The 26,169-nt window shown below is 67.8% G+C and carries 26 protein-coding genes; 8 read left to right on the top strand and 18 right to left on the bottom strand.

Going from position 1 to position 26,169, the window contains the following annotated elements; all coding sequences use genetic code 11:
- Window positions 1–9 precede the first annotated feature (9 nt).
- Together radA and ODI_RS08145 are read right to left on the bottom strand one after the other, a co-directional pair.
- Window positions 10–1,368: a DNA repair protein RadA gene (gene radA / locus ODI_RS08150; RefSeq protein WP_067759466.1), complete on the bottom strand. Its 1,359-nt coding sequence runs from the start codon at window positions 1,366–1,368 to the stop codon at window positions 10–12.
- A 79-nt stretch (window positions 1,369–1,447) separates the two neighbouring features.
- Window positions 1,448–2,167, bottom strand: a complete 720-nt coding sequence (locus ODI_RS08145; RefSeq protein WP_067759818.1) for an SDR family oxidoreductase — start codon at window positions 2,165–2,167, stop codon at window positions 1,448–1,450.
- 238 nt (window positions 2,168–2,405) lie between these two features.
- Between ODI_RS08145 and hpnC the strand changes: the two genes are divergently transcribed.
- The 3 genes from hpnC to hpnE all read left to right on the top strand — a co-directional run bounded on the left by hpnC (window position 2,406) and on the right by hpnE (window position 5,618).
- Window positions 2,406–3,236, top strand: a complete 831-nt coding sequence (gene hpnC, locus ODI_RS08140; protein ID WP_067759468.1) for a squalene synthase HpnC — start codon at window positions 2,406–2,408, stop codon at window positions 3,234–3,236.
- A gap of 172 nt (window positions 3,237–3,408) precedes the next feature.
- Entirely contained in the window at window positions 3,409–4,272 is an 864-nt protein-coding gene (gene hpnD / locus ODI_RS08135) for a presqualene diphosphate synthase HpnD (protein ID WP_067759470.1), read from the top strand.
- Window positions 4,269–5,618, top strand: a complete 1,350-nt coding sequence (gene hpnE / locus ODI_RS08130) for a hydroxysqualene dehydroxylase HpnE (protein WP_067759472.1) — start codon at window positions 4,269–4,271, stop codon at window positions 5,616–5,618. Before hpnD ends, hpnE begins: the two co-directional genes overlap by 4 nt.
- Here the strand turns inward: hpnE and crcB are convergent.
- The 6 genes from crcB to alaC all read right to left on the bottom strand — a co-directional run bounded on the left by crcB (window position 5,572) and on the right by alaC (window position 11,705).
- Window positions 5,572–5,970: a fluoride efflux transporter CrcB gene (gene crcB, locus ODI_RS08125; RefSeq protein WP_067759475.1), complete on the bottom strand. Its 399-nt coding sequence runs from the start codon at window positions 5,968–5,970 to the stop codon at window positions 5,572–5,574. The two genes, hpnE and crcB, sit on opposite strands and share 47 nt — an antisense overlap.
- A gap of 93 nt (window positions 5,971–6,063) precedes the next feature.
- Window positions 6,064–6,846 carry an ABC transporter permease gene (locus ODI_RS08120; RefSeq protein ID WP_067759477.1) on the bottom strand — a complete coding sequence of 261 codons (783 nt, stop codon included), beginning with the start codon at window positions 6,844–6,846 and terminating at the stop codon, window positions 6,064–6,066.
- Window positions 6,843–7,766 (bottom strand): ATP-binding cassette domain-containing protein, encoded by a 924-nt coding sequence (locus ODI_RS08115; protein WP_067759821.1) that lies wholly within the window; start codon window positions 7,764–7,766, stop codon window positions 6,843–6,845. The genes ODI_RS08120 and ODI_RS08115 overlap by 4 nt, the downstream gene beginning before the upstream one ends.
- A 35-nt stretch (window positions 7,767–7,801) precedes the next feature.
- Complete coding sequence (gene thrC, locus ODI_RS08110; RefSeq protein ID WP_067759480.1) at window positions 7,802–9,217, bottom strand: threonine synthase; 1,416 nt, start codon at window positions 9,215–9,217, stop codon at window positions 7,802–7,804.
- Window positions 9,214–10,521, bottom strand: coding sequence for a homoserine dehydrogenase (locus ODI_RS08105; protein ID WP_067759482.1), 1,308 nt, complete (start codon window positions 10,519–10,521; stop codon window positions 9,214–9,216). Before ODI_RS08105 ends, thrC begins: the two co-directional genes overlap by 4 nt.
- A complete protein-coding gene (gene alaC, locus ODI_RS08100; RefSeq protein ID WP_067759485.1) occupies window positions 10,518–11,705 on the bottom strand; it encodes an alanine transaminase in 1,188 nt (395 codons plus the stop codon). The genes ODI_RS08105 and alaC overlap by 4 nt, the downstream gene beginning before the upstream one ends.
- A gap of 297 nt (window positions 11,706–12,002) precedes the next feature.
- Here alaC and ODI_RS08095 point away from each other — a divergent pair, with 297 nt between their 5' ends.
- From ODI_RS08095 to pbpG, 5 genes are all read left to right on the top strand, one after another.
- Entirely contained in the window at window positions 12,003–12,446 is a 444-nt protein-coding gene (locus ODI_RS08095) for an Mth938-like domain-containing protein (protein ID WP_067759487.1), read from the top strand.
- A gap of 20 nt (window positions 12,447–12,466) precedes the next feature.
- Window positions 12,467–12,934 carry a peroxiredoxin gene (locus ODI_RS08090; RefSeq protein WP_067759490.1) on the top strand — a complete coding sequence of 156 codons (468 nt, stop codon included), beginning with the start codon at window positions 12,467–12,469 and terminating at the stop codon, window positions 12,932–12,934.
- 40 nt (window positions 12,935–12,974) lie between these two features.
- The gene (locus tag ODI_RS08085) at window positions 12,975–14,777 is read left to right on the top strand and encodes a PhoH family protein (RefSeq protein WP_067759492.1); all 1,803 of its coding nucleotides are present in this window, start codon (window positions 12,975–12,977) and stop codon (window positions 14,775–14,777) included.
- Window positions 14,778–14,801: 24 nt separating this feature from the next.
- Entirely contained in the window at window positions 14,802–15,863 is a 1,062-nt protein-coding gene (pdxA, locus tag ODI_RS08080; protein WP_082985516.1) for a 4-hydroxythreonine-4-phosphate dehydrogenase PdxA, read from the top strand.
- Window positions 15,864–16,173: 310 nt separating this feature from the next.
- Entirely contained in the window at window positions 16,174–17,490 is a 1,317-nt protein-coding gene (gene pbpG / locus ODI_RS08075; RefSeq protein WP_082985517.1) for a D-alanyl-D-alanine endopeptidase, read from the top strand.
- Between the two features lie 179 nt (window positions 17,491–17,669).
- On the opposite strand, the gene ODI_RS08070 is transcribed toward pbpG, so the two are convergent.
- The 10 genes from ODI_RS08070 to ODI_RS08025 form a co-directional block, all read right to left on the bottom strand.
- A complete protein-coding gene (locus ODI_RS08070) occupies window positions 17,670–19,049 on the bottom strand; it encodes a replicative DNA helicase (RefSeq protein ID WP_067759494.1) in 1,380 nt (459 codons plus the stop codon).
- Window positions 19,046–19,897, bottom strand: a complete 852-nt coding sequence (locus ODI_RS08065; RefSeq protein WP_231968217.1) for a phosphotransferase — start codon at window positions 19,895–19,897, stop codon at window positions 19,046–19,048. Before ODI_RS08065 ends, ODI_RS08070 begins: the two co-directional genes overlap by 4 nt.
- A 114-nt stretch (window positions 19,898–20,011) precedes the next feature.
- A complete protein-coding gene (gene rplI, locus ODI_RS08060; protein ID WP_067759498.1) occupies window positions 20,012–20,467 on the bottom strand; it encodes a 50S ribosomal protein L9 in 456 nt (151 codons plus the stop codon).
- A 16-nt stretch (window positions 20,468–20,483) separates the two neighbouring features.
- On the bottom strand, window positions 20,484–20,756 hold the full coding sequence (gene rpsR, locus ODI_RS08055) for a 30S ribosomal protein S18 (RefSeq protein WP_067759500.1): 273 nt from the start codon (window positions 20,754–20,756) through the stop codon (window positions 20,484–20,486).
- A gap of 110 nt (window positions 20,757–20,866) precedes the next feature.
- Entirely contained in the window at window positions 20,867–21,181 is a 315-nt protein-coding gene (priB, locus tag ODI_RS08050) for a primosomal replication protein N (RefSeq protein ID WP_067759503.1), read from the bottom strand.
- 35 nt (window positions 21,182–21,216) lie between these two features.
- Entirely contained in the window at window positions 21,217–21,594 is a 378-nt protein-coding gene (gene rpsF, locus ODI_RS08045; RefSeq protein ID WP_067759505.1) for a 30S ribosomal protein S6, read from the bottom strand.
- A 239-nt stretch (window positions 21,595–21,833) separates the two neighbouring features.
- Window positions 21,834–22,631, bottom strand: a complete 798-nt coding sequence (gene folE2, locus ODI_RS08040) for a GTP cyclohydrolase FolE2 (protein WP_067759507.1) — start codon at window positions 22,629–22,631, stop codon at window positions 21,834–21,836.
- 196 nt (window positions 22,632–22,827) lie between these two features.
- Window positions 22,828–24,717, bottom strand: a complete 1,890-nt coding sequence (gene dxs, locus ODI_RS08035; RefSeq protein WP_067759510.1) for a 1-deoxy-D-xylulose-5-phosphate synthase — start codon at window positions 24,715–24,717, stop codon at window positions 22,828–22,830.
- Window positions 24,718–24,795: 78 nt separating this feature from the next.
- On the bottom strand, window positions 24,796–25,707 hold the full coding sequence (locus ODI_RS08030) for a polyprenyl synthetase family protein (protein WP_067759512.1): 912 nt from the start codon (window positions 25,705–25,707) through the stop codon (window positions 24,796–24,798).
- Complete coding sequence (locus tag ODI_RS08025; RefSeq protein ID WP_067759514.1) at window positions 25,704–25,985, bottom strand: exodeoxyribonuclease VII small subunit; 282 nt, start codon at window positions 25,983–25,985, stop codon at window positions 25,704–25,706. The genes ODI_RS08030 and ODI_RS08025 overlap by 4 nt, the downstream gene beginning before the upstream one ends.
- Between the last annotated feature and the right edge of the window lie 184 nt (window positions 25,986–26,169).

Below are 26,169 nucleotides of genomic sequence, written 5' to 3'. Positions count from 1 at the left end.
CCGCCGCCGTTAGCGCAAGCGCTCCAGCGCCGCATCCAGCCGATCCACCGCCCAGACCTCCAGCCCCTCGATGGGCTGGCGCGGCGCGTTGGCCTTGGGCACCAGCGCCACGTTGAAGCCCAGCTTCGCGGCCTCGCGCAGGCGCTCCTGGCCGCGTGGCGCGGGGCGGATCTCGCCCGCCAGGCCGACTTCGCCGAAGGCGATCATGCCCTGGGGCAAGGGCCGGTCGCGCAAGGAGGACATGATGGCCAGCAGCACCGGCAGGTCGGCCGCGGGCTCGGCGATACGCACGCCGCCCACCGCATTGACGAAGACATCCTGGTCATAGGTGGCCACGCCCGCGTGCCGGTGCAGCACCGCCAGCAGCATGGCCAGGCGGTTGCCCTCCAGCCCCACGGTCAGGCGCTTGGGATTGGGCGCATGCGCGCTGTCCACCAGGGCCTGGATCTCGACCAGCAGGGGCCGCGTGCCCTCCTGCGTCGCCATCACGCAGGAACCGGACACCTGCTGGGCATGCTGCGACAGGAACAGCGCCGATGGATTGGCCACGCCGCGCAAGCCGCGGTCGGTCATGGCGAAGACGCCCAGCTCGTTGACCGCGCCATAGCGGTTCTTGAAGGCGCGCACCAGGCGGAAAGAGGAGTGCGTGTCGCCTTCGAAATACAGCACCGTGTCGACGATGTGCTCGAGCACGCGCGGACCGGCCAGCGTGCCGTCCTTGGTGACGTGGCCGATCATCACGATGGGGATGCCGGTCTGCTTGGCATAGCGGGTGAGCTGCGCGGCGCACTCGCGCACCTGCGACACCGACCCGGGCGCGGCGGTGAGTTCGCCCGAATAGACGGTCTGGATGGAATCGATGACGGCCACGGCCGGCTTCTGCTCGGAGAGCGCCGCCTGGATGGATTCCAGCCGGATCTCGGCCAGCAGGTCGACATTGTCCGAGGTGACGCCCAGCCGGCGGGCGCGCAAGGCGACCTGCTCGGCGGACTCTTCGCCCGTGACGTAGAGCACGCGGGCCGCGCCCGACATGGACACCAGCGCCTGCAGCAGCAGCGTGGACTTGCCGATGCCCGGATCGCCGCCGATGAGCACCACGCCGCCCGCCACCAGGCCGCCGCCCAGCACCCTGTCGAACTCTTCCAGCCCGGTGGGCAGGCGCGGCAACTCGCGGGCCTCGATCTCGGACAGCGTGCGCACGGGCGTGCTGGCCGCCAGCGGCGCATAGCGGTGCCCGCCGGCCGCGGCCGACGGTTCCAGGGTTTCCTCGAGCGTGTTCCAGGCGTTGCAATGCGGGCACTTGCCCTGCCACTTCGGCGAGGTGCCGCCACACTCGGAACAGACGAACTGCGTTTTAGTCTTGGCCATGATCGCGGCAGTTTACCGGCAAGCCGCCGGCCGCGCCGCGCGCGGGCCGGACACCCGCGTCATGCTGGGCCCGGAAGTGTCAATACGGCTGGCCCAGCGCCCCGCCCCCATCCACGCCGATGATCTGGCCCGTGATGAAGCCCGCCTCGGGCCCCAGCAGGAAGGCGATCAGCGCCGCCACGTCGTCGGGCGCGCCCACGCGATGCATGGGCACCGAGGCCAGCGCCTGCTTCTCGGCGTCGCTTCCCACGGGATGGGCCTGGCGGAACAGTTCGGTCTCGACCGGCCCAGGCGCCACCGCATTGACGGTGATGCCGAACTCGGCCAGCTCCAGCGCCCAGGTGCGGGTGCAACTGGCCAGCGCGCTCTTGGCCGCGGCGTAGCTGGTCCGTTCGGCTGCGCCCCACATGGCGCGGCTGCAGACATTGACGATGCGGCCGCTGCGGCGCACCTTCATCGTTTCCGCGAAGGCCTGCGTCACCTGCACGGCGGCGCGCACGTTCAGGTCGAAGACGTTGTAGAGCGTCGCCAGGTCGATCTGGCCCAAGGGCTGCGGACCATCCAGGCCGACGTTGTTGACGATGCCGTCGATGGGGAATTTCTCGCGGATCGTGCGCAGCACGTCCTCGGTCGCGCCCGCATCCGCCAGGTCGCAGGCATAGAGATAACCGGGGAAATCGACCTCGTCGGTCTCGCGGGCAATGCCCACCACGTGACACCCCAGGTCCGCCAGCCGGCGGCTGATGGCCCAGCCAATGCCCTTGGTCGATCCCGTCACCAGTACGCACATGTCTTTCACGGCAGGTCCATCCTCCAGAATCATCGGGTCGCCCCGGCGGCGCCTGGCGCGCCGCGCCGGGACCGGGCCGGAGTCAGGTTATACACCGAGGCCATGCGAACCGGAAACCTCGCCCGCCGCCATCGCGCTCGCGTCCTGGGCCTTGCGCAAACTCTCGGAACAAACATGACAGGTCATACCTACTAGAATTGGGCAAGATTATTCAAGGCTCAAGGTTGTAAAGGAACCGTCGGGATCAATGGGCGTCAATCACTACGAGAACTTTCCGGTAGCGTCGCTGCTGCTGCCTGCGCGCCTGCGGCGGGCGGTATCGGACATCTACCGCTATGCCCGCACGGCCGATGACATCGCCGACGAAGGCAATGCGCATCCGCACACCCGCCTTTCCCGCCTCGCCGAATACCGGGCCGCGCTGCATCGCATCGGCTCGCGTCCGGGCTGTAGCCGCGAAGTGGCGTCGGGCGAACTCTCGCCCATCTTCGAGCCCCTGGCCGAGACCATCACCCGGCACCAATTGCCCATCGCGCCCTTCTATGACCTGCTCTCGGCCTTTGAACAGGACGTCTCGGTCCATCGCTACAACGACTACGACACCCTGCTGGACTATTGCACCCGCTCCGCCAACCCCGTGGGCCGGCTGATGCTGCACCTGTATGGCGCCGCCGACCCCGGCAACCTGCGCGAGTCCGATGCCATCTGCACTGGCTTGCAGCTGGTGAATTTCTGGCAGGACGTGCACCAGGACTGGAACAAGGGCCGCGTCTACCTGCCCCAGCAGGACATGCAGCGCTACGAGGTGACGGAAAAAACCATCGCCACCCAGCAGGTGACCCCAGCGTGGACTGCGCTCATGCGCTTCCAGACCCAACGCGCGCGCACCCTGTTACACTTCGGCGCGCCGCTGGCCCGCCGCCTGTCCGGACGCATCGGTCTCGAACTCAGGCTGGTGATCCAGGGCGGCCTGCGCATCCTGGAGCGGATCGATGCCGTCCAGGGCGACATCTTCCTGCAGCGTCCCGTCCTGCGCCCCCGGGATTGGGCAATCATGCTGTGGCGCGCGAGGGTATAGCCCACCCCCGAAGCGCTACGCGCTTCCCCCTCAAGGGGGCGGCGCCGGCGGACCGGCAAAGCCGGCTCCGCTGCGCCCCGGATCGAGGCAAACCCACGGATGGCGCCCGGCGCGGTGCGAACCGACATGACATCAACCGCAAGCTCAACCCGAACGGCCCGGCAGCACTGACATGACTCCCGACGACTACTGCCAGGAAAAGGCCGCCAAAAGCGGCTCCAGCTTCTATTACGCCTTCCTCTTCCTGCCGCCGGAACGCCGCCGCGCCATTACCGCGCTGTATGCCTTCTGCCGCGAGGTCGACGACGTCGTGGACGAAGTGTCCGACGCCTCGGTGGCGCGCATCAAGCTGGCCTGGTGGCGCGAACAGATTGCCGCCATGTACGCCGGCCGCGCCGATCACCCGGTGACGCGCGCCCTGGCGCCGCACCTGGAAACCTGTCACATCACCCAGGCACGCCTGCAGGCCATCATCGACGGCATGGAGATGGACCTGGACCAGACGCGTTACCTGGACTGGCCCGGCCTGCGCAAATATTGCTGGCACGCCGCTGGCGTGGTGGGCGAGCTGTCGGCCGGCGTGTTCGGCCATGACGACCCCGCCACGCTGGTCTATGCCGAAAAGCTGGGCCTGGCCTTCCAGATGACCAACATCATCCGCGACGTGGGCGACGACGCCCGCCGTGGCCGCATCTATCTGCCCATCGAGGACCTGCAGCGCTTCGACGTGAAGGCCGCCGAGATCCTCAACGGCACGCACTCCGACCGCTTCGAGGCGCTGATGCGCTTCCAGGCCGAGCGCGCCCGCGGGCTGTACCGCGAGGCCATGCAGGCCCTGCCCGAGTCCGACCGCCGCAAGCAGCGGCCCGGCCTCATGATGGCCGCCATCTATCACGCCCTGCTCGAGGAAATCGAGGACGAGCGCTTCCAGGTGCTGGAGCAGCGCATCTCGCTCACGCCCTTGCGCAAGCTCTGGTTGGCCTGGAAGACCTGGGTGGGCGGCGGCGCCGGACTCGTCAAGCGGCTGGCGCGATGAGGGTCGGTATCGTGGGGGCCGGCTGGGCCGGCCTGGCCGCGGCCGTGAGCCTGCGCGACGCGGGCTGCCAGGTGACGGTCTTCGAGGCCTCGCACGTGCCCGGCGGCCGGGCGCGCCGCGTCACGCATGAAGACTTCCCCGGCAACCTGGACAATGGCCAGCACATCCTGCTGGGCGCCTATGCCGACACCCTGTCGCTGATCCGCCGCCTGCGCGGCGACACCGATGCGCTGCAACGCCTGCCGCTGCGCCTGGAAAGCGTCGATGGTCACACGCGCGTGCGTGCGCCGCGCCTGCCCGCCCCGCTGCACATGGGTGCCGCGCTGCTGCTGGGCCGGGGCCTCGGCCTGGGCGGACGCTGGGCGGCCGTGCGCATGATGCGCGCGCTGAAGAAGCGCGACTGGCATGTGCCGCCCGGCTATACCGTGCGCGACCTGCTGGACGCCCACCACCAGCCCGCTGCGCTGCGCGCGCGGCTCTGGGCACCGCTGTGCCTGGCGGCGTTGAACACGCCGGTCGAGTCCGCCTGCGCCGCCCTGTTCGCGCACGTGCTGCGTGACAGCCTGGATCGCGGCGGACGCGCGGCCAGCGACATGCTGCTGCCGCGCGAAGATCTTTCCACCCTGTGGCCGGATGCCGCCATCACGCTGGTCGACTGGCGTCCGGGCCACACGGTGCGCGACCTGGGCCATGGCGCCGACGGCGTCACGCTGGATGGCGAGGCATTCGATGCCGCGGTGCTGGCGGTGCCCCCGCGCGCGGCGCAGCGCCTGATCGCCGGCCTGCCGCCTGCCCCGGGCAGTTCCCTGCTGCGCCAGACGCTGGGCGGCTATGAATACCAGCCCATCGCCACCGTGAACCTGCGGCTGGCGGGCCCGTGGCGGCTGCCGCAACCCATCCTGATGCTGAGCGAGGATCCTGCCCACGGCCAACTCGGACAATGGGTCATCGACCGGGGCACGCTGACCGGCCAGTCCGACGGCGAACTCGCCATCGTGGTGAGCGCGGCCCAGTCCGCGCTGGACATGGACAAGGACGCCCTGACGCAAGCCGTGATCGCGCAACTGCGTGATCAGTTGAAGCGCCGCCGCAAGCCCTGGCCTGCCCTGCCCGAGATCGCCGCCAGCACGGTGGTGATCGAGAAGCGCGCCACGTTTTCGGCCGTGCCCGGCCTGCGGCGCGCGCATCCGCGCAGCCCCTGGCGGCGCATCATGCTGGCGGGCGACTGGACCGACACCGGTTATCCGGGCGTCCTGGAAGGCGCCGTGCGCAGCGGCCAGGCCGCCGCCCGCGAGGTGCTCAGCCTGCGGCAAGCCCCCGCACCGTCCACAGCCCCAAGCCGGTGAGCACCAGCGAGCCTGCCAGGCTCGCGCCGGCATAGCCCAGGGCCAGCAGATAGCGGCCATGGCTCAGCAGCCCGACCGTCTCGGCGGAAAACGTGGAGAACGTGGTGAGGCCGCCCAGGAAACCCGTGACCGCCGCCAGGCGGATCCAGGCGGGCCATTCAGGGTGCGCCACCACCACGCCCAGCACCACGCCGATCAGGTAGCCCCCCACCAGATTCGCCGCCAGGGTTCCCCAGGGCCAGCCCTGCGGGGAGGCGTTCAGCCAGGCACCCAGCAGCCAGCGCGCCCAGGCACCCAGGGCGGCGCCCACGCCGATGACAAGGAAATGGAAGGGGCTGAACAACTGGACCATGGCGGCGCTCCGGCGCGGCAAAGTCCACAGCATACGCCTGGGCGAAGCAACGCCCGCGGCAGGCGCAACGCCCGCGCAAGCCCCCCAAGGACCTCAGCGCAGCAAACGCCGCCGCACCAGCACCGAGGCCAGCCAGATGGCCAGGCTCGCGGTCAGCAGCAACTGGCCCAGGTGACGCCACCACAGCTGGGGCATCTCGCCCAGGACCAGCGGGCGCACCAGCTCGATGATGGGTGTCATGGGCAAGAGCGCCATGAGGGCCGCCAGCGCGGCAGGCAGGCGATCCACGGGGAAGAACACGCCGGACAGGAACACCATCGGCGTGACGAACAGGGTGAAGTAATAGGTGAAGAAGTCGTAGCTGCGCGCCTGCACCGCCACCACCAGGGCCAGCGAGGCGAACACCAGCCCGCCCAGCACCAGCACCGGCGGGATCCACAGCATGGTGCCGGCCCGCGAGATGTCCATGGCGGCCACCACCAGCAGGATGGCGATGCCGCTTTTCACCGCCTTGGCCGTGGCCCACAGCGCCTCGGCCCAGATCACGTCGTCCAGCGACATCGGTGTATTCAGCATGGCTTCCCAGGTGCGCTGCACCTGCAGGCGCGAGAACGCGTTGTAGGTCGCCTCGAACGTGGCGCCGTACAGCGTGCCCATGCAGATGGAACCCGCCGCCAGGAAGGTGATATAGGCCACGCCGTCGATGGAGGGCAGCATGCTGCCCAGGCCGTAGCCCAGCGCCAGCAGCACGATCATGGGATCGAGCACGTCGCCCAGCACCGTGCTCCAGGCGGTCTTGCGCCACAGCAGGAAATGGCGGCGGATGACCGCGACGCACAGGCGCCCGGGCACGGGTGGCATCCAGGCCGGCCTCATGTTTCGTCTCGCATGCCGCGCCCGGTCAGGCGCAGGAACAGGTCTTCCAGGTTGGCCGGGCGGTGCAGGAAGCGCAGGTCGTCCCTGCCCTGCAGCGCGTGCACCAGCGGATCGGCGTCGTGCACATAGCAGAACGCCGTCTCGCCGCTGACCTCGACGCGGCCGTCCACCTGCGCCCGGTGGCCGGCCAGCCAGGCCGTCAGGCCGTCGCCATAGACCTCGACCACCTGGGGTTCGACGTGCTCGGCGATGAGCCGGCGCGGCGTGCCCTCGGCCATCAGGCGGCCGTGGTCGATCACGCCCAGCCGGGTGCAGAGCCGCTCGGCCTCGTCCATGAAATGGGTGGTGAGCAGGATGGTCTTGCCGCGCGCCAGCAGCATCTTCAGGCGCTCCCAGATCAGGTGGCGCGCCTGGGGGTCGAGCCCGGTGGTGGGCTCGTCCATGACGATGAGGTCGGGGTCGTTGACCATGGCACGCGCCAGGGTCAGGCGGCGCTTCATGCCGCCAGAAAGCTCGGTGATGCGCGCATCGGCCTTGGCCGTGAGCGCCGCGAAATCCAGCAACGCCGGAATGCGGGCGCGGGCCTCGCCATCGGACAGGCCGAAATAGCGGCCGAACACGAGCAGGTTCTCGGCCACCGTGAAATCAGGATCGAGATTGTCGTTCTGGGGCACGACGCCGATGCGCGCACGGGCCTGGCTGGCCTGCGCGGGCACCTCGTGGCCCAGCACATCGATGCGGCCGCCATGCTGGGGCGTGAGCCCCAGCAGCGCGCGCAGGGTGGTGGTCTTGCCGGCCCCGTTGGGACCGAGCAAGCCGTAGCATTCGCCACGCTGGATCTGGAAGGACAGGCCATCGATGATGGCGCGCGCGCCAAAGCGCTTGACCAGCCCTTCCACTTTCAGCGCAGGCCCGTTCAGGACACCGCGAACGCCTTCAGACTGCTGGCCGGCGCTCAGGCCGCGTCCCCGGCATGGCGGGCGATGTAGTCGCGCACCAGTTGGGCGTCGCATTCCATGGTCTCGACACGCTGCGGCCGCTGCGCCAGGTCTTCCATGCCGGGCGGCAGGGGCGCGGGCTTGCCCAGCGCTTCCTCGATGGTGTCAGAGAACTTCGCCGGCAGCGCGGTTTCCAGCACCAGCATGGGAATGCCGGGCTCCACGAACGCGCGGGCGACCTTCACGCCATCGGCCGTGTGCGGATCGATCAGGATGCCGCTGCGCTCGTAGGTGGCGCGGATGGTGGCCAGGCGGTCGGCATGCGAGCTCGTGCCCGCCACGAAACCGTAGCGCGCGGAGAAGTTCGGCAGCTCGCCGGACAGGTCGAACTGGCCGTCACGGGCCAGCGCCGCCCACAGCTCGCGCACACGCGCCGGGTCGCGGTTGACCAGGTCGAAGATGAAGCGCTCGAAGTTCGAGGCGCGCGAGATGTCCATGGACGGACTGGACGTGGCGTAGGTCTGCGCGGCCGCGCGCGGACGATAGATGCCGGTGCGGAAGAACTCTTCCAGCACGTTGTTCTCGTTGGTGGCCAGGACCAGGCGGCGCACGGGCAGGCCCATGCTGCGGGCGATGTGGCCCGCCAGGATGTTGCCGAAGTTGCCCGAGGGCACGGCGAACGAGACCTGCTCGCCCGGGGCCTTGGTGGCGCGCAGCCAGCCGTGGAAGTAATAGACCACCTGGGCGGCGATGCGCGCCCAGTTGATGGAGTTGACCGCGCCCAGGTTGTAGGCGGCCTTGAACGCCAGGTCGCCGGCCAGCGTCTTGACGATGTCCTGGCAATCATCGAACACGCCGCGCACGGCGATGTTGTGGATGTTGGCGTCCTGCAGCGAATACATCTGCGCGCGCTGGAAGCTGCTCATGCGGCCTTGCGGCGACAGCATGAAGACCTGCACGCCGCGCTTGCCGCGCAAGGCGTACTCGGCGGCAGAGCCGGTGTCACCCGAGGTGGCGCCCAGCACGTTCAGGCGGGCGCCGCGTTGCGCCAGCACGTACTCGAACACCTGCCCCAGGAACTGCATGGCGATGTCCTTGAAGGCCAGCGTGGGGCCTTCGGACAGGCCCAGCAGCGACAGCTCGTCATCCAGCGGGCGCAGCGGCACGATGTCCTCGCTGCCGAAGACCTCGCTGTTGTAGGCCGCATAGGTCATCTTGCGCAGGTCTTCGGCGGGGATGTCCTTGACGAAGAGCAGCAGCACGCGGAACGCCAGTTCCGCGTACGGCAGGCCGCGCCAGGCTTCCAGCATGTCGGCCGAGATCTGCGGCAGGCGCTCGGGCACGGCCAGGCCGCCATCAGGGGCCAGGCCTTCGAGCAGGACGTCGGAAAACGGCAGGGGCGACATGCCGCCCCGGGTCGAGATGTACTTCACGTGAGGTTCTCCAAGCGCAGGCGCGTGACCGTGGAGCGGACGAAGGGCGACGCCTCGATGCTGGCGATGGCCAGGTTGACGTTGCGCTCGCGCGCGAGGTGGGTCAGGAAGATGATGTCGGCGCCACTGCCGTCGCTGCTGGGCTCCTGGATCATCGAGCCGATCGAGATGCTGGCATCCGACAGGATGCGCGCGATATCGGCCAGGACGCCCGGACGGTCTTCCACGCGCATGCGCAGGTAATAGCTGGTCTCGGTGTCCTCGATGGACAGGATGGGGGTGTCCGACATGGCATCGGGCTGGAAGGCCAGGTGCGGCACCCGGTTGCCCGGATCGGCGGTGTGCAGGCGGGTCACGTCGACGAGGTCGGCGACCACGGCGGATGCCGTCGGCTCTTCGCCCGCGCCCTGGCCGTAGTACAGCGTGGGGCCCACGGCGTCGCCGCGCACCAGCACGGCGTTCATGGCGCCCTCGACATTGGCCAGCAGGCGCTCGGCCGGCACCAGCGCCGGGTGCACGCGCAACTCGATGCCGTCGGCGCGGCGGCGCGTGATGCCCAGCAGCTTGATGCGATAGCCCAGGCGCGCGGCGTGGGCGATGTCCTCGGCGGCCAGGTTGGAAATGCCTTCCACATGGGCGCGCTCGAACTGCACCGGCACGCCGAAGGCCAGCGAGGCCAGCAGCGTCAGCTTGTGCGCGGCGTCCACGCCTTCGATGTCGAAGGTGGGGTCGGCTTCGGCGTAGCCCAGGCGCTGCGCCTCGGCCAGCACCTGCGCGAAGGGCAGCCCGCGGCTGCGCATTTCCGACAGGATGAAGTTGGTGGTGCCGTTGATGATGCCGGCCACCCATTCGATGCGGTTGGCGGTCAGGCCTTCGCGGATCGCCTTGATGATGGGGATGCCGCCGGCCACGGCCGCCTCGAAGGCCACCATGACGCCCTGCGCGGATGCCGCCGCGAAGATCTCGTTGCCGTGCTTGGCAAGCAGCGCCTTGTTGGCGGTGACCACGTGCTTGCCGTTGGCGATGGCTTCCAGCACCAGCTCGCGCGCCAGCGTGTCGCCGCCGATGAGTTCCACCACGATGTCGATGGACGGGTCGCGCACGATGGCGTGCGGATCGGCGGCCACCTCGACTTCGTTGCCCACGCGCATGCGTGCCTTGGCCACGTCGCGCACGGCCACGCGCGTGACCTCGATGCGGCGGCCCGCGCGGCGGGCGATTTCCTCGGCATTACGCGCCAAGACCTTCCAGGTGCCGCCACCGACGACGCCCAGACCCAGCAAACCTACCTTGATCGGTTTCATTTCAACAACCCGTCTTTCCTGAACATGTCCTTGATGCCCCGCACCGCCTGCCGGATACGTTGCTCATTTTCAATCAATGCGAAGCGCACATACTCGTCGCCGTATTCGCCGAAGCCCACGCCCGGCGACACCGCCACCTTGGCTTCGGCAAGCACGCGCTTGGAAAATTCCAGCGAGCCCATCTGGCGATAGGGCTCGGGAATGTGCGCCCAGATGTACATGGAGGCGCGCGGCACCTCCACCATCCAGCCGGCCTCGTGCAGCCCGCGCGCCAGCACGTCGCGCCGATTGCGGTACATCTCGACCACGTGCTGCACGCAGTCCTGGGGGCCGTCCAGTGCGGTGATGGCCGCGACCTGGATGGGCGTGAAGGTGCCGTAGTCGTGATAGCTCTTGATGCGCGCCAGCGCGTTCACCAGCTCGCGGTTGCCCACCATGAAACCGATGCGCCAGCCGGCCATGTTGTAGCTCTTGCTCATCGTGAAGAACTCGACCGCGATGTCGCGCGCGCCGGGCACCTGCATGATGGAAGGCGCCTGGTAGCCGTCGAAGCAGATGTCCGCATAGGCCAGATCATGCACCACCAGGATGTCATGTTCGCGCGCCAGCGCCACCACCCGCTCGAAGAACGACAGCTCGACGCACTGCGCGGTGGGATTGCTGGGGAAGCCCAGGATCATCATCTTCGGCTTCGGGATGGACTCGCGCACCGCGCGCTCCAGTTCCTCGAAGAAATCGACGCCCGGCGTCATGCGCACCGAGCGGATGTTGGCACCGGCGATGACCGCGCCATAGATATGGATGGGATAGCTGGGATTGGGCACCAGCACCGTGTCGCCCTGGTCCAGCGTGGCCAGCATCAGGTGGGCCAGGCCTTCCTTCGAGCCGATCGTGACGATGGCTTCGGAATCGGGGTCCAGCGTGACGTCGTAGCGGCGGTGATACCAGTCGGTGATGGCCCGGCGCAGGCGCGGGATGCCCTTCGACACCGAATAGCCGTGCGTGTCGGGACGGGTGGCCGCCTCCACCAGCTTGTCCACGATGTGCAGCGGCGTCGCGCCGTCCGGATTGCCCATGGACATGTCGATGATGTCCTCGCCACGATGGCGCGCCGCCATCTTGAGCTCGCCCGTGATGTTGAACACATACGGCGGCAGGCGCTCGATGCGGGAGAACTTCCTCATGATGGAGGGGATCCTTCTGGACGGATTGGGAGACACCGGCATGACGCACCAGCGCAGGGCACGCTGGCGGGGCACGCTTCGAGACATTCCACGCGCGTGACGCGCGGATGGCGGCGGGAAACCCAGTAATCTAGCGCAAGGCGCTACCTGTAGCAAATTGCTATCGGCGCGGGCCAAAATGGTGCCAGGGACAGGCAAAAAAACAGGGCAAAAACAGGACCGTGGCGCGGGGGCCGCAAGGGCCGCCACGTGACACGCGAGTGCGCTATCATCGACGCATCCCTGCCGGAGCCATTATTGAAGCTTCATAACGAATCGACCTCCGCGCTGAATACCGTCACGGCCTACGGCGACGGTTATATCGAGGTCAACAAAGTCTCCTTCTCGCACGCCATTGCGTTCGGTCCGGAGGGCGAGATCGCCCCCTGGCCTGTCCCCTCCCCCGCCGAGATCACCACTGCCTTGCTGCGCCAGGCCGCCGGCCTGCCCGAAGCCAAGGTCGATCCGCTCGCCTTCCTCGATGAACCCGAAGCCGCGCGCATCGCGCTGCCCCCCGGCGCGCCGGAAGTCCTGTTGATCGGCACGGGCGCCCGCCAGGTGTTTCTCCCCCCCGCCGTCCTGAACCCGCTGCTGGGCGCCGGCGTCGGCATCGAGACCATGGACACGCAAGCCGCCGCGCGCACCTACAACATCCTCATGGCGGAAGGCCGGCGCGTGCGCGTCGCGCTGATCCCCGCCTGACACCACCGAACAGACCCACCATGACCCAAGCAGCCATCGGAAAACCCGCCCCCCTCTTCCAGGCGGAAAGCACCATCGGTCCCATCAGCCTGTCCCAATGCCAGGGACGCGCCGTCGTGCTGTATTTCTATCCCAAGGACAACACGCCGGGCTGCACCACCGAAAGCCAGGATTTCCGCGACCTGTACGACGAATTCCTGGACGCCGGCTGCCTGGTCGTCGGCGTGTCCCGGGACACGCTGAAATCCCACGAGAATTTCTGCGCCAAGCACGGCCTGACCTTCCCGCTGATCTCGGACACCGAGGAAGCCGTCTGCAATCTGTACGGCGTCATCAAGCAGAAGAACATGTACGGTAAACAGGTACGAGGTATCGAACGCAGCACCTTCCTGATCGACGCCCAGGGCAAGCTGGTGCAGGAATGGCGCGGCGTCAAGGTACCCAATCACGCGCGCGAAGTCCTGCAGGCCGCGCGCAGCATCGGTTAGTTTCTTTCGTTCCGCTGGCCCCCACTGGAGAGTGACGTTCATGCCGCTTCCTAAGTTGCCCACCCGTCCCGCAACCCTCATCGCCTCGCCTTCGGAACCTCCCAGCGTCTCGCACGCCAAGCCAGCCCCCGCCGCCCCCGCCAAAAAGGCCGCGGGCAAGACCGCCACGCGCCAGGCGGCGCTGCTCACGCCCGCCGCCCCGGTCGCCGCCACGCCGCCCCAGGCGCCGGTGAAACCCGCCGCACCGCAATCCACCCCGCCTTCGCTGCAGCCGCAGCTTGACGGCCTGGTGGCGCCCGAGCAGAAAGCGCGGCGCGGCGCGGCCACTCCCGCCAAGACGGCAAAGGCGGCGGAGAAACCGGCTGCGAAGCAGGACAAGCCTCCCGTGCACGCCAGGGAAGAGGCCGCCAAGCCGCGCAGCCGCGGACGTGGCCCCGACAAGGGCGCGCGCAAGCTCTTCGTGCTGGACACCAACGTGCTGATGCACGACCCGACCTCGCTCTTCCGCTTCGAGGAACACGACGTCTACCTGCCGATGATGACGCTCGAAGAGCTGGATCATCACAAGAAGGGCATGTCGGAAGTGGCGCGCAACGCGCGCCAGGTCAGCCGTTCGCTGGATGCCCTCATGGGCGCCTCGCCCTCGGTCGACTTCGAGGAAGGCCTCGCGCTGAACCTGCTGGGCAACAAGGATGCCGGCGGGCACCTGCTGTTCCAGACGCGCGCGATGCACGGCGACCTGCCCGACGACCTGCCGATGGGCCGCGCCGACAACCAGATCCTGGGCGTGGTGCGCGCGTTGCAGGAACAGGAAAAGCAGCGCGACGTGGTGCTGGTGTCCAAGGACATCAACATGCGCCTGAAGGCGCGCGCACTGGGCCTGGCCGCCGAGGACTACTTCAACGACCACGTCCTGGAGGACTCGGACCTGCTCTACACGGGCGTGCTGCAACTGCCCGAGAACTTCTGGAACAAGCACGGCAAGGGCGTCGAGTCGTGGCAGCAAAGCGGCACGACCTACTACCGCATCACCGGCCCGCTGTGCTCGCAGTTCGTCGTGAACCAGTTCGTGTACTTCGAAGGCCAGATGCCCTTGTACGCGCACGTCAAGGAGGTCAGCGGCAAGAGCGCCGTGCTGGCCACCCTGCGCGACTACACGCATGGCAAGAACAACGTCTGGGGCATCACCGCCCGCAACCGCGAGCAGAACTTCGCGCTGAACCTGCTGATGAACCCTGACTGCGACTTCGTCTCGCTGCTGGGCCAGGCCGGCACCGGCAAGACGCTGCTGACGCTGGCCGCGGGCCTGACGCAGGTGCTGGAAACCAAGCGCTATACCGAGATCATCATGACGCGCGTCACGGTCCCGGTCGGCGAGGACATCGGCTTCCTGCCCGGCACCGAGGAAGAAAAGATGCTGCCCTGGATGGGCGCGCTGGAAGACAACCTCGACGTGCTGAACATGGGCGAGGACGGCAGCGGCAATTCGCACAACAACGACTGGGGGCGCGCCGCCACCATGGACCTGATCCGCTCGCGCATCAAGGTCAAGTCGCTGAACTTCATGCGCGGCCGCACCTTCCTGAACAAATTCCTCATCATCGACGAGGCGCAGAACCTGACGCCCAAGCAGATGAAGACGCTGATCACCCGTGCCGGTCCCGGCACCAAGGTGGTCTGCCTGGGGAACATCGCCCAGATCGACACGCCCTACCTCACGGAAGGCAGCTCGGGCCTCACCTTCGTGGTGGACCGTTTCAAGGGCTGGCCGCACTCGGGCCACATCACCCTGCAACGCGGCGAGCGCTCGCGCCTGGCGGATTATGCGGGCGACGTGCTGTAGCACTGGCCAGGCAAGACGGCGGACATGAGCGCCGCCGTCTTGCCCGCCTCGCAGGATCCGGGGGATCGCCTGCCGCAGGATCGCCTGCCGCAGGTCCGCCTGCCGATCGCCATCACGCTGGGCGATGCGGCTGGGATCGGGCCGGAGATTGTCGCCAAATCGTGGCGGCAAGGCCTGCCCGCGCCTGCCGTGGTCTATGGCGATGCCGCGGCCTTGGCGCGCGCGGTGGCGCGTTGGGCGCCCGGCATCTCGGTACAAGAGACCGACACGCCCGCCGCGGCACGCCTGCTGCCGGACTGCATCGACGTGATCCGCTGCACCCCGCCCCTGCCTGCCGACCTGCCCATCGGCGAGATCAGCGCCCTGGCTGGCCGCGCCGCCTATGACAGCGTGACGGCGGCCATCGACGACGCGCTTGCCGGCCGCCTGCGGGCCATCGTGACCGCGCCGTTGAACAAGGCGTCCATGCAGGCCGCCGGACTGGACTTCCCCGGCCACACGGAAATCCTGGCCGAACGGTCAGGCACGCGCGACTACGCGATGATGCTGGTGAACGACGAACTGCGCGTACTGCTGGTGACGATCCACATCGCGCTGGCCCAGGTGCCCGCCGCGATCACGCCCGATGCGGAATTGCGCGCCATTTTGCTGGCAGACCGCGCCTGCCGCCAGGCAGGCATTGCCCGGCCGCGCGTCGCGGTCGCGGGCCTGAACCCCCACGCGGGCGAAGCCGGCAAGTTCGGCCGGGAAGACCTCGACGTCATCGCCCCTGCCATTGCCGCGGCCCGCGCCCAGGGCGTGGACGCCAGCGGCCCCTGGCCCGGCGACACGATCTTCATGCGCGCGCGCCGGGGGGAATTCGACATCGTGGTCGCCCAGTACCACGACCAGGGATTGATCCCGGTGAAATACCTGGGCGTGGACCACGGCGTGAACGTCACGGTGGGCCTGCCCTTCGTACGCACCAGCGTGGACCACGGCACCGCCTTCGACATCGCGGGGCAAGGCATCGCCGACCCTGCCTCGCTGGGCGCAGCATTCGCCCTGGCGCTGGCCATGACGCCTGCGGGAGCGGCGAGCGGCTGAGGCATGGCCGGCTTGCCTGCGCGCCGCGTGGCGGCTTTGCCGCAGCCCGTGGCGCATTCAGCCTCCTGGCAGGGAAACTGCGCTATGGTTGCGCCCGGCGCAACCCCCTGCGGGGCCGCTTGTCACAAAATTTCCCCTGCCTTTTTCCTCAAGCTGATTCTCAGCTTGGATTCCTAAGCATATAATTTTTCAGAAATTTTGCAGCTTGCTGTCGCCGTGCGGCGCGTCGCGCCCGGCCAACAGGCGCCTGGCCCCTGGGGACACCCCGTCCCCATAACAGTTCCCCATAACAGTCTTTCCCGGTCCGATCATGCAGCCTGTCCGTTCCCTGCGCGAGCGCTTCGTGCGCGCTTTCGTCCCCTGCCTCCTGGCGTTGTGCCTGGCTCCCGGCGCAGGCTGGGCGGCATCGTCCTCCACCGACAGCAAGGCCAGGTCCAGCGTCGCCAAGAAGGAAGAAGCGCGCAAGGCGAAGGCCGCGGCCGCCAAATCTGGCGCCAGGAGCGCCACCAAGACGACCAGCAAGGCCACGAGCAAGGCCACGGCCAAGCCGGCCACCAAGGCCGCGTCCTCGAAGACGGCAAGCAAGCGCGCCGCCAAGGCCGCGCCCGCCAAGGCCAGCGCCAAGACCAGCAGCAAGGCCAGCGCCAAGCGCGCGGCCAAGACCCCGAGCAAGGCCAGCAGCAAAGCCACGGCCAGGACCGCCAGCAGCAAGACCAGCGCCCGGCGCGCCAGCTCCAGCCGCGGCAGCGAGATCGTGACCCGCCCCCGCAACCAGGCCACCACGGCCGTGCCGGTGCGCGCGGCCCTGCGCCCTCCGGTCCCGGCGGGCCTGGACGACGCCGCGCCGGCAGTGGGCATCGGCGCCCTGGGCCTGCGCTCCTCGGTTGCGCTGGTGCAGGATCTCTCCAGCGCCGAAGTGCTGGTGGGCAAGAACGCCAACACCGTGCGCCCCATCGCCTCCATCACCAAGCTCATGACGGCCCTGGTGGTGCTGGACGGCAAGCTGCCGATGCACGAGAAGATCACCATCACCAGCGACGACATCGACCGCCAGCGCAACTCGCGCTCGCGCCTGTCGGTGGGATCGGCGCTGACCCGCGCCGACCTGCTGCACCTGGCGCTGATGTCCTCCGAGAACCGCGCCGCCCATGCGCTGGGTCGCAGCTATCCGGGCGGCCAGGCGGCATTCGTGCGCGCCATGAACGCCAAGGCCGCCTCGCTGGGCATGCGCCGCAGCCGCTTCGTCGAGCCCACCGGCCTCTCCAGCGAAAACGTCTCCACGCCCAGCGACCTGGTGAAACTGCTGAGCGCCGCCGGCCAACAGCCGCTCATCCGCCGCTACAGCACCGACGACGAGGAAGACATCGAGGTCGGCTCGGGCAAGGTCGAGCGCTACCGCAACACCAACCTGCTCGTGACCAAGTCCGACTGGGACATCACCGTCTCCAAGACCGGCTTCATCAACGAAGCCGGCGAATGCCTGGTCATGCTCACCCGCATCAATGGCCGCGACCTTGCCGTCGTGCTGCTGAACTCGGAAGGCAAGCTCTCCCGCATCGGCGACGCCAGCCGCGTGCGCAAGATGCTGATCGCCAACGCCGGCAAGGTCATCGCCTCGGCCCAGTAAACGCAAACCCCCGCAAAAAGCAAAAGCCCGGAACACCCGGGCTTTTTCTTTTGCACGACAGCAGAACAACCCCCCCTGCAAGCAGCGGTACCCAAACCCAGGGTGCCGCGGAGCCGGCTCCGCCGGTCCGCCAGCACCGCCCCCTTGAGGGGGAGGCACGCAGCGCCTCGGGGGTGGGCTTAGTACCCCGCCGCGGAGAAGTTCAGGAAGCGCGTGCTGGAGCCCTGGAACGTCAGCCTGACCGTGCCGATCGGGCCGTTACGCTGCTTGCCGATAATGATTTCGGCGCTGCCCTTGTCCGGCGAGTCGGGGTTGTAGACCTCGTCACGGTAGATGAAGAGGATCACGTCCGCGTCCTGCTCGATGGCGCCCGATTCACGCAAGTCGCTCATCACGGGGCGCTTGTTGGGACGCTGCTCCAGGCTTCGGTTCAGCTGCGACAGCGCGATCAGCGGGCAATTCAATTCCTTGGCCAGGCCCTTCAGCGAGCGGCTGATTTCCGACACTTCGGCCGCGCGGTTCTCGCTGGACGCGCCGCCGTTGCCCGACATGAGCTGCATGTAGTCGATGATGATCAGGCCCAGCTGGCCGCATTGGCGCGCCAGGCGACGTGCGCGCGCACGCACTTCCATCGGGCTGAGCGCCGGCGTCTCGTCGATGTAGACCTGTGCATCCTGCATCTTCTGCACCGCATGGGTCACGCGCGGCCAGTCCTCGGCCGTCAGCTTGCCGGTACGCATGCGGTGCTGGTCCAGCAGGCCAACCGAACCCAGCATGCGTTGCGCCAGCTGCACCGCGCCCATTTCCATGGAGAACACGGCCACCGGCAGGCCCTGCTCGATGGCGATGTGCTCGCCGATGTTCATCGAGAACGAGGTCTTGCCCATCGAGGGACGGCCCGCCACGATGATGAGGTCGCCGCCTTGCAGGCCCGAAGTCATCTTGTCGAGATCGGCGAAACCCGTGGGCACGCCCGTGACGTCCGAATCCGATTCGCGGTGATACAGCTCGTCGATGCGCTCGACCACCTGCGTGAGCAGCGGCTGGATTTCCTTGAAGCCCGAGGTGTTGCTGGCGCTTTCCTCGGCGATCTTGAAGACCTTGGATTCGGCGTCATCCAGCAGTTGCCGCGCGTCCTTGCCGTTGGGATTGAAGGCGGCCGCGGCGATTTCGTCCGCGATCGTCACCAGCTTGCGCAGCACGGAACGCTCGCGCACGATTTCGCCATAGCGGCGGATGTTGGCCGCGGAAGGCGTGTTGTGGGCCAGCGCGTTCAGGTAGGCGATGCCGCCTGCTTCGGCCGACTTGCCCGCCGTATCCAGCGACTCGTTCACCGTCACCACGTCCGCCGGGCGCGACAGGCTGATGAGGCGCGCGATATGCTGCCAGATCAGGCGGTGGTCATGGCGATAGAAGTCGTTTTCGCTCAGCACATCGCCAATGCGGTCCCAGGCGCCGTTGTCCAGCAGCAGGCCGCCCAGGACCGACTGCTCGGCCTCGACCGAGTGGGGCGGGACGCGCAGGTATTCGAGTTCTTTGTCGGAGGTCGGACTGTTCATGGCTGGGAAAGACTCTGCATGAGATCGGCGGTGCGCAGGAAGCCCTGCACGTCTCGCCACGGCAAGCGGGCCAGCACGGGGCGCAGCGGACGCGCCACGCGCCCCAGCGTCCTGGCCATGGCACGTAATTGTTCGCGCACGAGGGCGTCATCCTGGACGGACAGGTAGCCATCGAGCAAGGCCTGCCCCATGGCGGGCCAGTCGGGATTCTGGACGCGGCCCAGGCCCATCAGCGACAGGCTGGCTTGCAGCACATCATACGCCTGGGCCAAGGGCAGGCTCAGCGCCCCGCCGATGTTCTCCTCGAAATCGATGCGCCAGCGGCGTCCGTCCAGCACGGTGATGTTGCGCAACTGCGCGCCGCCATGCCAGCCGCCTGCCTGGTGGAAGCGCGCCAGGTCTTCTCCGGCGGCGCGCAGCAGGGCCAGGCGCGTGGGCGCATCGGCGCGGCGCAGGTGGCCGGGAAAACTGGTGCCCACATAGGCCAGCACCAGCATGCCGGGTTCCTCTGCGTACACCGCTGGCACCGCGCAACCGCGGGCGCGCCAGTGACGCAGGCGCCGCGCTTCGTCGGCCAGGCCGTTGCGCAGCAGCACCTTGGGAGACGGGAATTCGCCCAGGAACAGGCGGCAGAACGCCGACAGGGACGCGGCACGCAGATAGCGCAGCCCGTAATCGAGCGGCGCGCGGCTGGGGCGGCGCCGGCGCTTGACCACGCAGCGTACACCGCCGATGTCCACCTCGCTCACGCCGTCGGGCTCGGGCGTCGCGCGCGCGGCAGCCAGCCAGGCGTCCAGACCGGGGGGCGCTTGCACAGCGTCGTCTACCGAGGTCACAGCGGGGGTCAAGGCAGGCACTCCAGGAAAGGGAAGAACCGGTGGCAAGCCACTCTCTGGCGAGGATGGCGCCAAGAAACAAAAAGCCGGCCTAAGCCGGCTTTTTGCTGCGGAACGCCTTCAACCTTAGTTGATTTCGCCCACGACAACCAGGTTCACGTTCGCGACCACGTCGGCGTGCAGCGCGACTTGGAGCGAGTACTCGCCCACGGCCTTGAAGGGACCGTCGGGCAGGCGCACCAGCGACTTCTCGACGGAGGCAAAGCCTTCCTTCTGCAGCGCGGTGGCGATGTCCTGGTTGGTGACCGAACCGAACAGACGGCCGTCAACGCCAGCCTTCTGCGAGATCTTCAGGTTGAAGCCTTCCAGACGCTCGCCTTCCTTCTGAGCGGCGGCCAGCTTCTCGGCCTGGACCTTTTCCAGTTCGGCGCGGCGCGCTTCGAATTCCTTCAGCGCGGCTTCGGTGGCGCGGCGGGCCTTCTTCTGGGGGATCAGGAAGTTGCGGGCGTAACCGTCACGCACGCGAACGACGTCGCCCAGGTTACCCAGGTTGACCAGTTTTTCGAGCAGGATGATTTGCATGTCAATTCCCCCGGGATCAGTTGTGGTTGTCGGTGTAGGACAGCAGGGCCAGGAAGCGCGCGCGCTTGATCGCGGTGTCGAGCTGGCGCTGGTAGTGGGCCTTGGTGCCGGTCAAGCGGGCGGGAATGATCTTGCCGTTTTCCTGGACGAAATCACGCAGCGTGTCCAGATCCTTGTAGTCGATCTCGTCGACGCCGGCTGCCGTGAAGCGGCAGAACTTGCGGCGCTTGAAGAGCGGGTTTTGCTGCGTGAACTTGCGTTTTTCCTTGCGTTTTCCGAAGAAAGCCATGATGTGCCTCTTTCAAAATTGCCGCCCCAGGGGGCTGGCATGAATATGGGTGAATACGTCGACTTGCTGTGATGAAGGCTTTGCCTGCGCGCCGTATTGGGGATTCCGCCTCAGGCCACGGGGTCGATGCCGACCGCCTGCCTGCTGGCTTGCTGGATATGCAGGGCGAGTCGCGTGGCGCTCTTGCGCACGGGGGCCAGAAACCCTTCCACGTGCAAGCTTGCGCCGAGCGGCGTTCCCGCCAACATGCGCGCCTGGTCTCCCAGGGCCACCGCCGCCAGCGTCAATTCCACTCGCCGGGGGAGGTTCGCCTCGATCACTTCCGAAGCGTGCGACAACTGCATTTCCAACACTGGCACACCGGCCGGGGTGTGTCGCAAGGGCCCGATCTCGAGCACCTGCGCACTGAGCGCCAACCGGTTCACCAGGATTCGCCGATACGAAACGCCGTGATCCGGAATTACTCGGATTCGGCGGGAGCGGCGGCTTCGGCGCTGGCCTTGCGGGCCTCTTCGCGCTCGACCGACTTCATCATCACCGACGCGGCGGCGGGGGCAGCCTTGGTCTTGATGACCAGGTGGCGCAGCACGGCGTCGTTGTAGCGGAACGAATGCTCCAGCTCGTCGAGCGTGGTCTGGCCGCACTCGATGTTCAGGCACACGTAATGGGCCTTCACCAGCTTCTGGATCGGGTAGGCCAGTTGGCGGCGGCCCCAATCTTCCAGACGGTGCACGGCACCGCCCTGACCGGTCACGAGCGACTGATAGCGCTCGACCATGGCGGGCACCTGCTCGCTCTGGTCCGGGTGGACAATGAATACGACTTCGTAATGACGCATGGGTACGACTCCTTAGGGATGTCTTGCCCGCCGGCGCGTGTTTTATTGTGTTTTTGAACACAGCGCGTGCCCCCAAAAGACACGCCGCGCCCCGGGCAAGGGGCAGCCCGCAACGGAAAAATCCCGCTGTCGAGCAAGAAAGCTTTCGATTATCGCGTAAACATCATGCGATTGGCAACAACATTGCCAAAAAGGGACGGAGCCCCGTCGCAAAACCGCCGCGCGGCCTGCCTTGCGTGTCAGCCTTCCACCACCGCGTACGCGGAATGATTGTGGATGGACTCGAAATTCTCGGCCTCGACGCGGAAGCGCAACACGCCCGGCTGCGCCTTCACCCGCACCGCGACGTCGCGCACCAGATCCTCGACGAACTTCGGGTTGTCGTAGGCGCGCTCGGTGACGTATTTCTCGTCGGGGCGCTTCAGCAGGCCCCACAGCTCACACGATGCCTCGTCTTCGACCAGGCGGATCATGGCGTCCATGTCGACGTTCTCGTCCTGCATGACGGCCACGACCGTGACGTGCGAACGCTGGTTGTGCGCGCCGTAGTCGGAGATGGTCTTCGAGCAGGGGCACAGGCTGGTCACGGGCACGAGCACCGACAATTCGAACTCGGTGCCCTGCGCGCCGGCGCGCGCGGTCCACTGCACTTCGTAGTCCAGCAGGCTGCGCACGCCCGACACGGGCGCGGACTTCTCGATGAAATAGGGGAAGGTGGCGGTGATATCGCCGCGCTCGGCGTGCAGCAGCGGCAGCATCTCGCGCGCCATGGTGGCGAACAGCGCCGGCGTCATGGGCACGCGACGATACTTTTCCAGCAGCGCGATGAAGCGGGACATGTGCGTGCCCTTCTCCTCGGCCGGCAGGGCCACCGTCAGCGTCCAGTTCGCCACGGTCGGCTGCGCGCCGTCCGCGCCGGCGACCAGCATCGGATGACGCACGCCACGGATGCCTACGCGCTGGATGGGGATCTGGCGGATATCGACGGAACTCTGCACATCGGGCATCACGATGGCGGAATCGACGGGAGAATTCATTTGGCTTACCTGTGCACGCGCGGCCGGCATGTCGGCGGACGCGCCCTGCGCAAAAAGATTGGAGAGGGATTATCGCCCAAACGCTGGGCGCACCGTTCAAAAACCCTTTGGACACCAATGCGAAACCCGGGTTCCGGCCTCGCCAGCCCAGGCCACGCGGGCCTGGGGCTGCAAGAAAACAACAACGGCGCGGGATTCAGGCCGCCTGGCCGTCCTGGGCCGACGGTTCGAGCAAGGCGGCGTAACGCGCGCGGATCGACGCCTCGATGCCCTTGGCATCCAGGCCGACGCCAGCCAGCAGGCTGCCCTGCTCGCCATGGTCGATGAAGCGGTCCGGCAGGCCCAGCTGCAGCACGGGCACGGTGATGCCGGCTTCGTTCAGGGCCTCGGTGACGGCGCTGCCCGCGCCGCCCATGATGGCGCCCTCTTCCAGGGTCACCAGCGCATCGTGGCTGGCGGCCAGCGACAGCACCAGTTCCTGGTCCAGCGGCTTGACGAAACGCATGTCTGCCACGGTGGCGTCCAGGTTCTCGGCAGCGGCCAGCGCCGCCTGCACCAGAGTGCCGAAGCCGAGGATGGCGACGCGGCGGCCCTGTCGGCGCACCACGCCCTTGCCCAGCGGCACGTCGTCCAGCGCCGTGCCGGGCTCGGCGCCACAGCCCGCGCCACGGGGATAACGCACCGACGCAGGTCCCGGATAACGGTAACAGGTGCTCAGAAGCAGGCGCGTCTCGCGCTCGTCGGACGGCGTGGCCACGACCATGTTGGGGATGCAGCGCAGGAACGCGATGTCGTAGTTGCCCGCGTGCGTCGCGCCATCGGCGCCCACGAGACCTGCCCGGTCCAGCGCGAAGGTGACATCCAGGTTCTGCAGGGCGACGTCATGCACCAGCTGGTCATAGCCGCGCTGCAGGAAGGTGGAATAGATGGCAAGCACCGGCTTGTGCGCCTCGCAGGCGATGCCGGCGGCAAAGGTCACGGCGTGCTGTTCGGCTATGCCCACGTCGAAATAACGCGCCGGGAAGCGCTGCTCGAACTCGACCATGCCGCTGCCTTCGCGCATGGCGGGCGTGACGCCCACCAGCTTGTCGTCCTGGGCGGCCATGTCGCACAGCCATTGCCCGAACACCTGCGTGAAGGTGCGGCGGGCAGGCGCCTTGGCCTGCTGGATGCCCACGGCCGGATCGAACTTGCCCGGACCGTGATAAAGCACAGGATCGGCCTCGGCCAGTTTGTAGCCCTGCCCCTTGCGCGTGACCACGTGCAGGAACTGCGGCCCCGGCAACACGCTGAGATTCTGCAGCGTGGGCATCAACGCGTCGAGATCGTGGCCATCGATGGGGCCGACGTAGTTGAAGCCCAGCTCCTCGAACAGCGTGGCCGGCGTGACCATGCCCTTGGCGTGTTCCTCGAACCGGCGCGCCAGTTCGAGCATGGGCGGCACGCGCTGCAGCACGGCCTTGCCCACATTGCGGGCGGCGGCATAGAACCGGCCGGACATGAGGCGCGCCAGATAGCGGTTGAGCGCGCCCACCGGCGGCGAAATCGACATGTCGTTGTCGTTCAGCACCACCAGCAGGTTCACGTCGGGCGTGACGCCGGCGTTGTTCATGGCTTCGAAGGCCATGCCCGCGGACATCGCGCCGTCGCCGATCACGGCGATGTGGCGGCGTTCGATGCCGGCGTTGCGCGAGGCCACGGCCATGCCCAGCGCGGCCGAGATCGAGGTCGACGAATGCGCGGTGCCGAAGGCGTCGTAGGGCGACTCCGCGCGGCGCGGGAAGCCGGAGATGCCGCCCGCCTGGCGCAGGCGGTCCATCTCGGCGCGCCTGCCGGTGAGGATCTTGTGCGGATAGGACTGGTGGCCCACGTCCCAGACGATGCGGTCATGCGGCGTGTCGAACACCGCGTGCAGCGCGATGGCGAGCTCCACGGTGCCCAGGTTCGAGGACAAATGGCCGCCCGTGCGCGACACGGAGTCCAGCACGAAACCACGCAGTTCATCGGCCAGTTGTTTCAGGTCGCGGCGATCCAGCGACTTCAGGTCGGCCGGCGACTGGATGCGATCGAGCAATTCGGTCTTCATGGCATGACAAGGTTATTCAGCATTCACCCCCGCGCCCAGGCTGGGCAAGGCGGGCGGTTCGGCGTGCAAGGTATCCGCTCAGCGGTCCCTGAGCACGATGAAATCGGCCAACGCGGCCAGGTACTTGGCGCCTTCGCCCAGCGGCGCGATGGCGGCATGGGCGTCGGTGCGCAGGCTCTCGGCCAGCGCCCGGGCATCGTCCAGGCCCAGCAGCGAGACATAGGTGGGCTTGTTGTCCGCGGCGTCCTTGCCGGCGGTCTTGCCCAGGCTGGCCGTGTCGGCAGTGACGTCCAGGATATCGTCCACCACCTGGAACGCCAAACCGACAGCCCCCGCGTAATCATCCAGCGCATTGCGCTGGCTGGAGCTGGCGCCGGCCACCACGCCGCCCAGCGCGACGCTGGCCACCAGCAAGGCGCCGGTCTTCAGGCTGTGCATGGTCTGGAGCTGCTCGCGCGTGAGGGACTGCCCCACGCTGTAGAGATCGATGGCCTGGCCGCCGGCCATGCCGCGGCTCCCGGCCGCACGCGCCAGCACGCGCGAGGCCTGCACCACCAGCGCCGGCGCGATCGGCATTTCGGCGAGCAGCTCGAAGGCCAGGGGTTGGAGGGCGTCGCCCGCCAGCATGGCGGTGGCCTCGTCGAACTGCACGTGCACGGTGGGCCGGCCACGGCGCAAGGTGTCGTCGTCCATGCAGGGCAGGTCGTCGTGCACCAGCGAATAGGCGTGGATGAGCTCGATGGACGCGGCGGCGCAATCGAGGCCGGTGCCCACGGACACGGGCATGGCGCCGCTGGTGCAGGCATGCCCTGCCGCATAGACCATGGCCGCGCGCACGCGCTTGCCGCCGCCCAGCACGGCGTAGCGCATGGCTTCGTGCAGGCGCGCAGGCGCTTCCTCCGGCGTGGGCAGCAACCCATCCAGGCAAGCCTCGACATGATCGATCCGATCCTGCATCCAGGTCGGGAAATCCAGGGGGGCGCTTCTCATTGCGGCTCGCCCGCGCCCAGTGCGCCAGCGTCCAGCGGACGCAGCAATTCGCCTTCGAGCACCTTCACCTGCTGCTCGGCCTGGGCCAGTTTTTCCTGGCACACACGGGACAGCTCCACGCCGCGCCTGTAGGCGGCCAGGGACTGCTCCAGCGGCTGGGAACCGTCTTCCATGGCGGCAACGAGCGATTCAAGCTCAGCCAGGGCGGTCTCGAAATCCTGCGGGAGCGGCAAGGCGCCGGGGGAGGAAGCTGCGGCCAAACGGGTCTCCGTCTTCATGACACTGCGTCGTTTTGATACAAGCCTTTCATTGTACGAGAACTGTCCAGCCTGCCCTGCCCGCGACCGGGGACCCGGCACCGGCGCAATTGCAACAGAGTTAACCCGGCGCCATCCGCACCGGGGCAAAGCCGCCCTTGGCCTGGCCATTCCCCGCCCCCAGGGCGGCAGGAATGGCTAACGC

This window comes from Orrella dioscoreae, from assembly GCF_900089455.2.
In the GTDB taxonomy this organism is placed as follows: Bacteria; Pseudomonadota; Gammaproteobacteria; order Burkholderiales; family Burkholderiaceae_B; genus Orrella; species Orrella dioscoreae.
The sequence above is the reverse complement of the archived record's forward strand: the minus strand, read 5'-3'. Positions and strand labels throughout refer to the sequence as shown.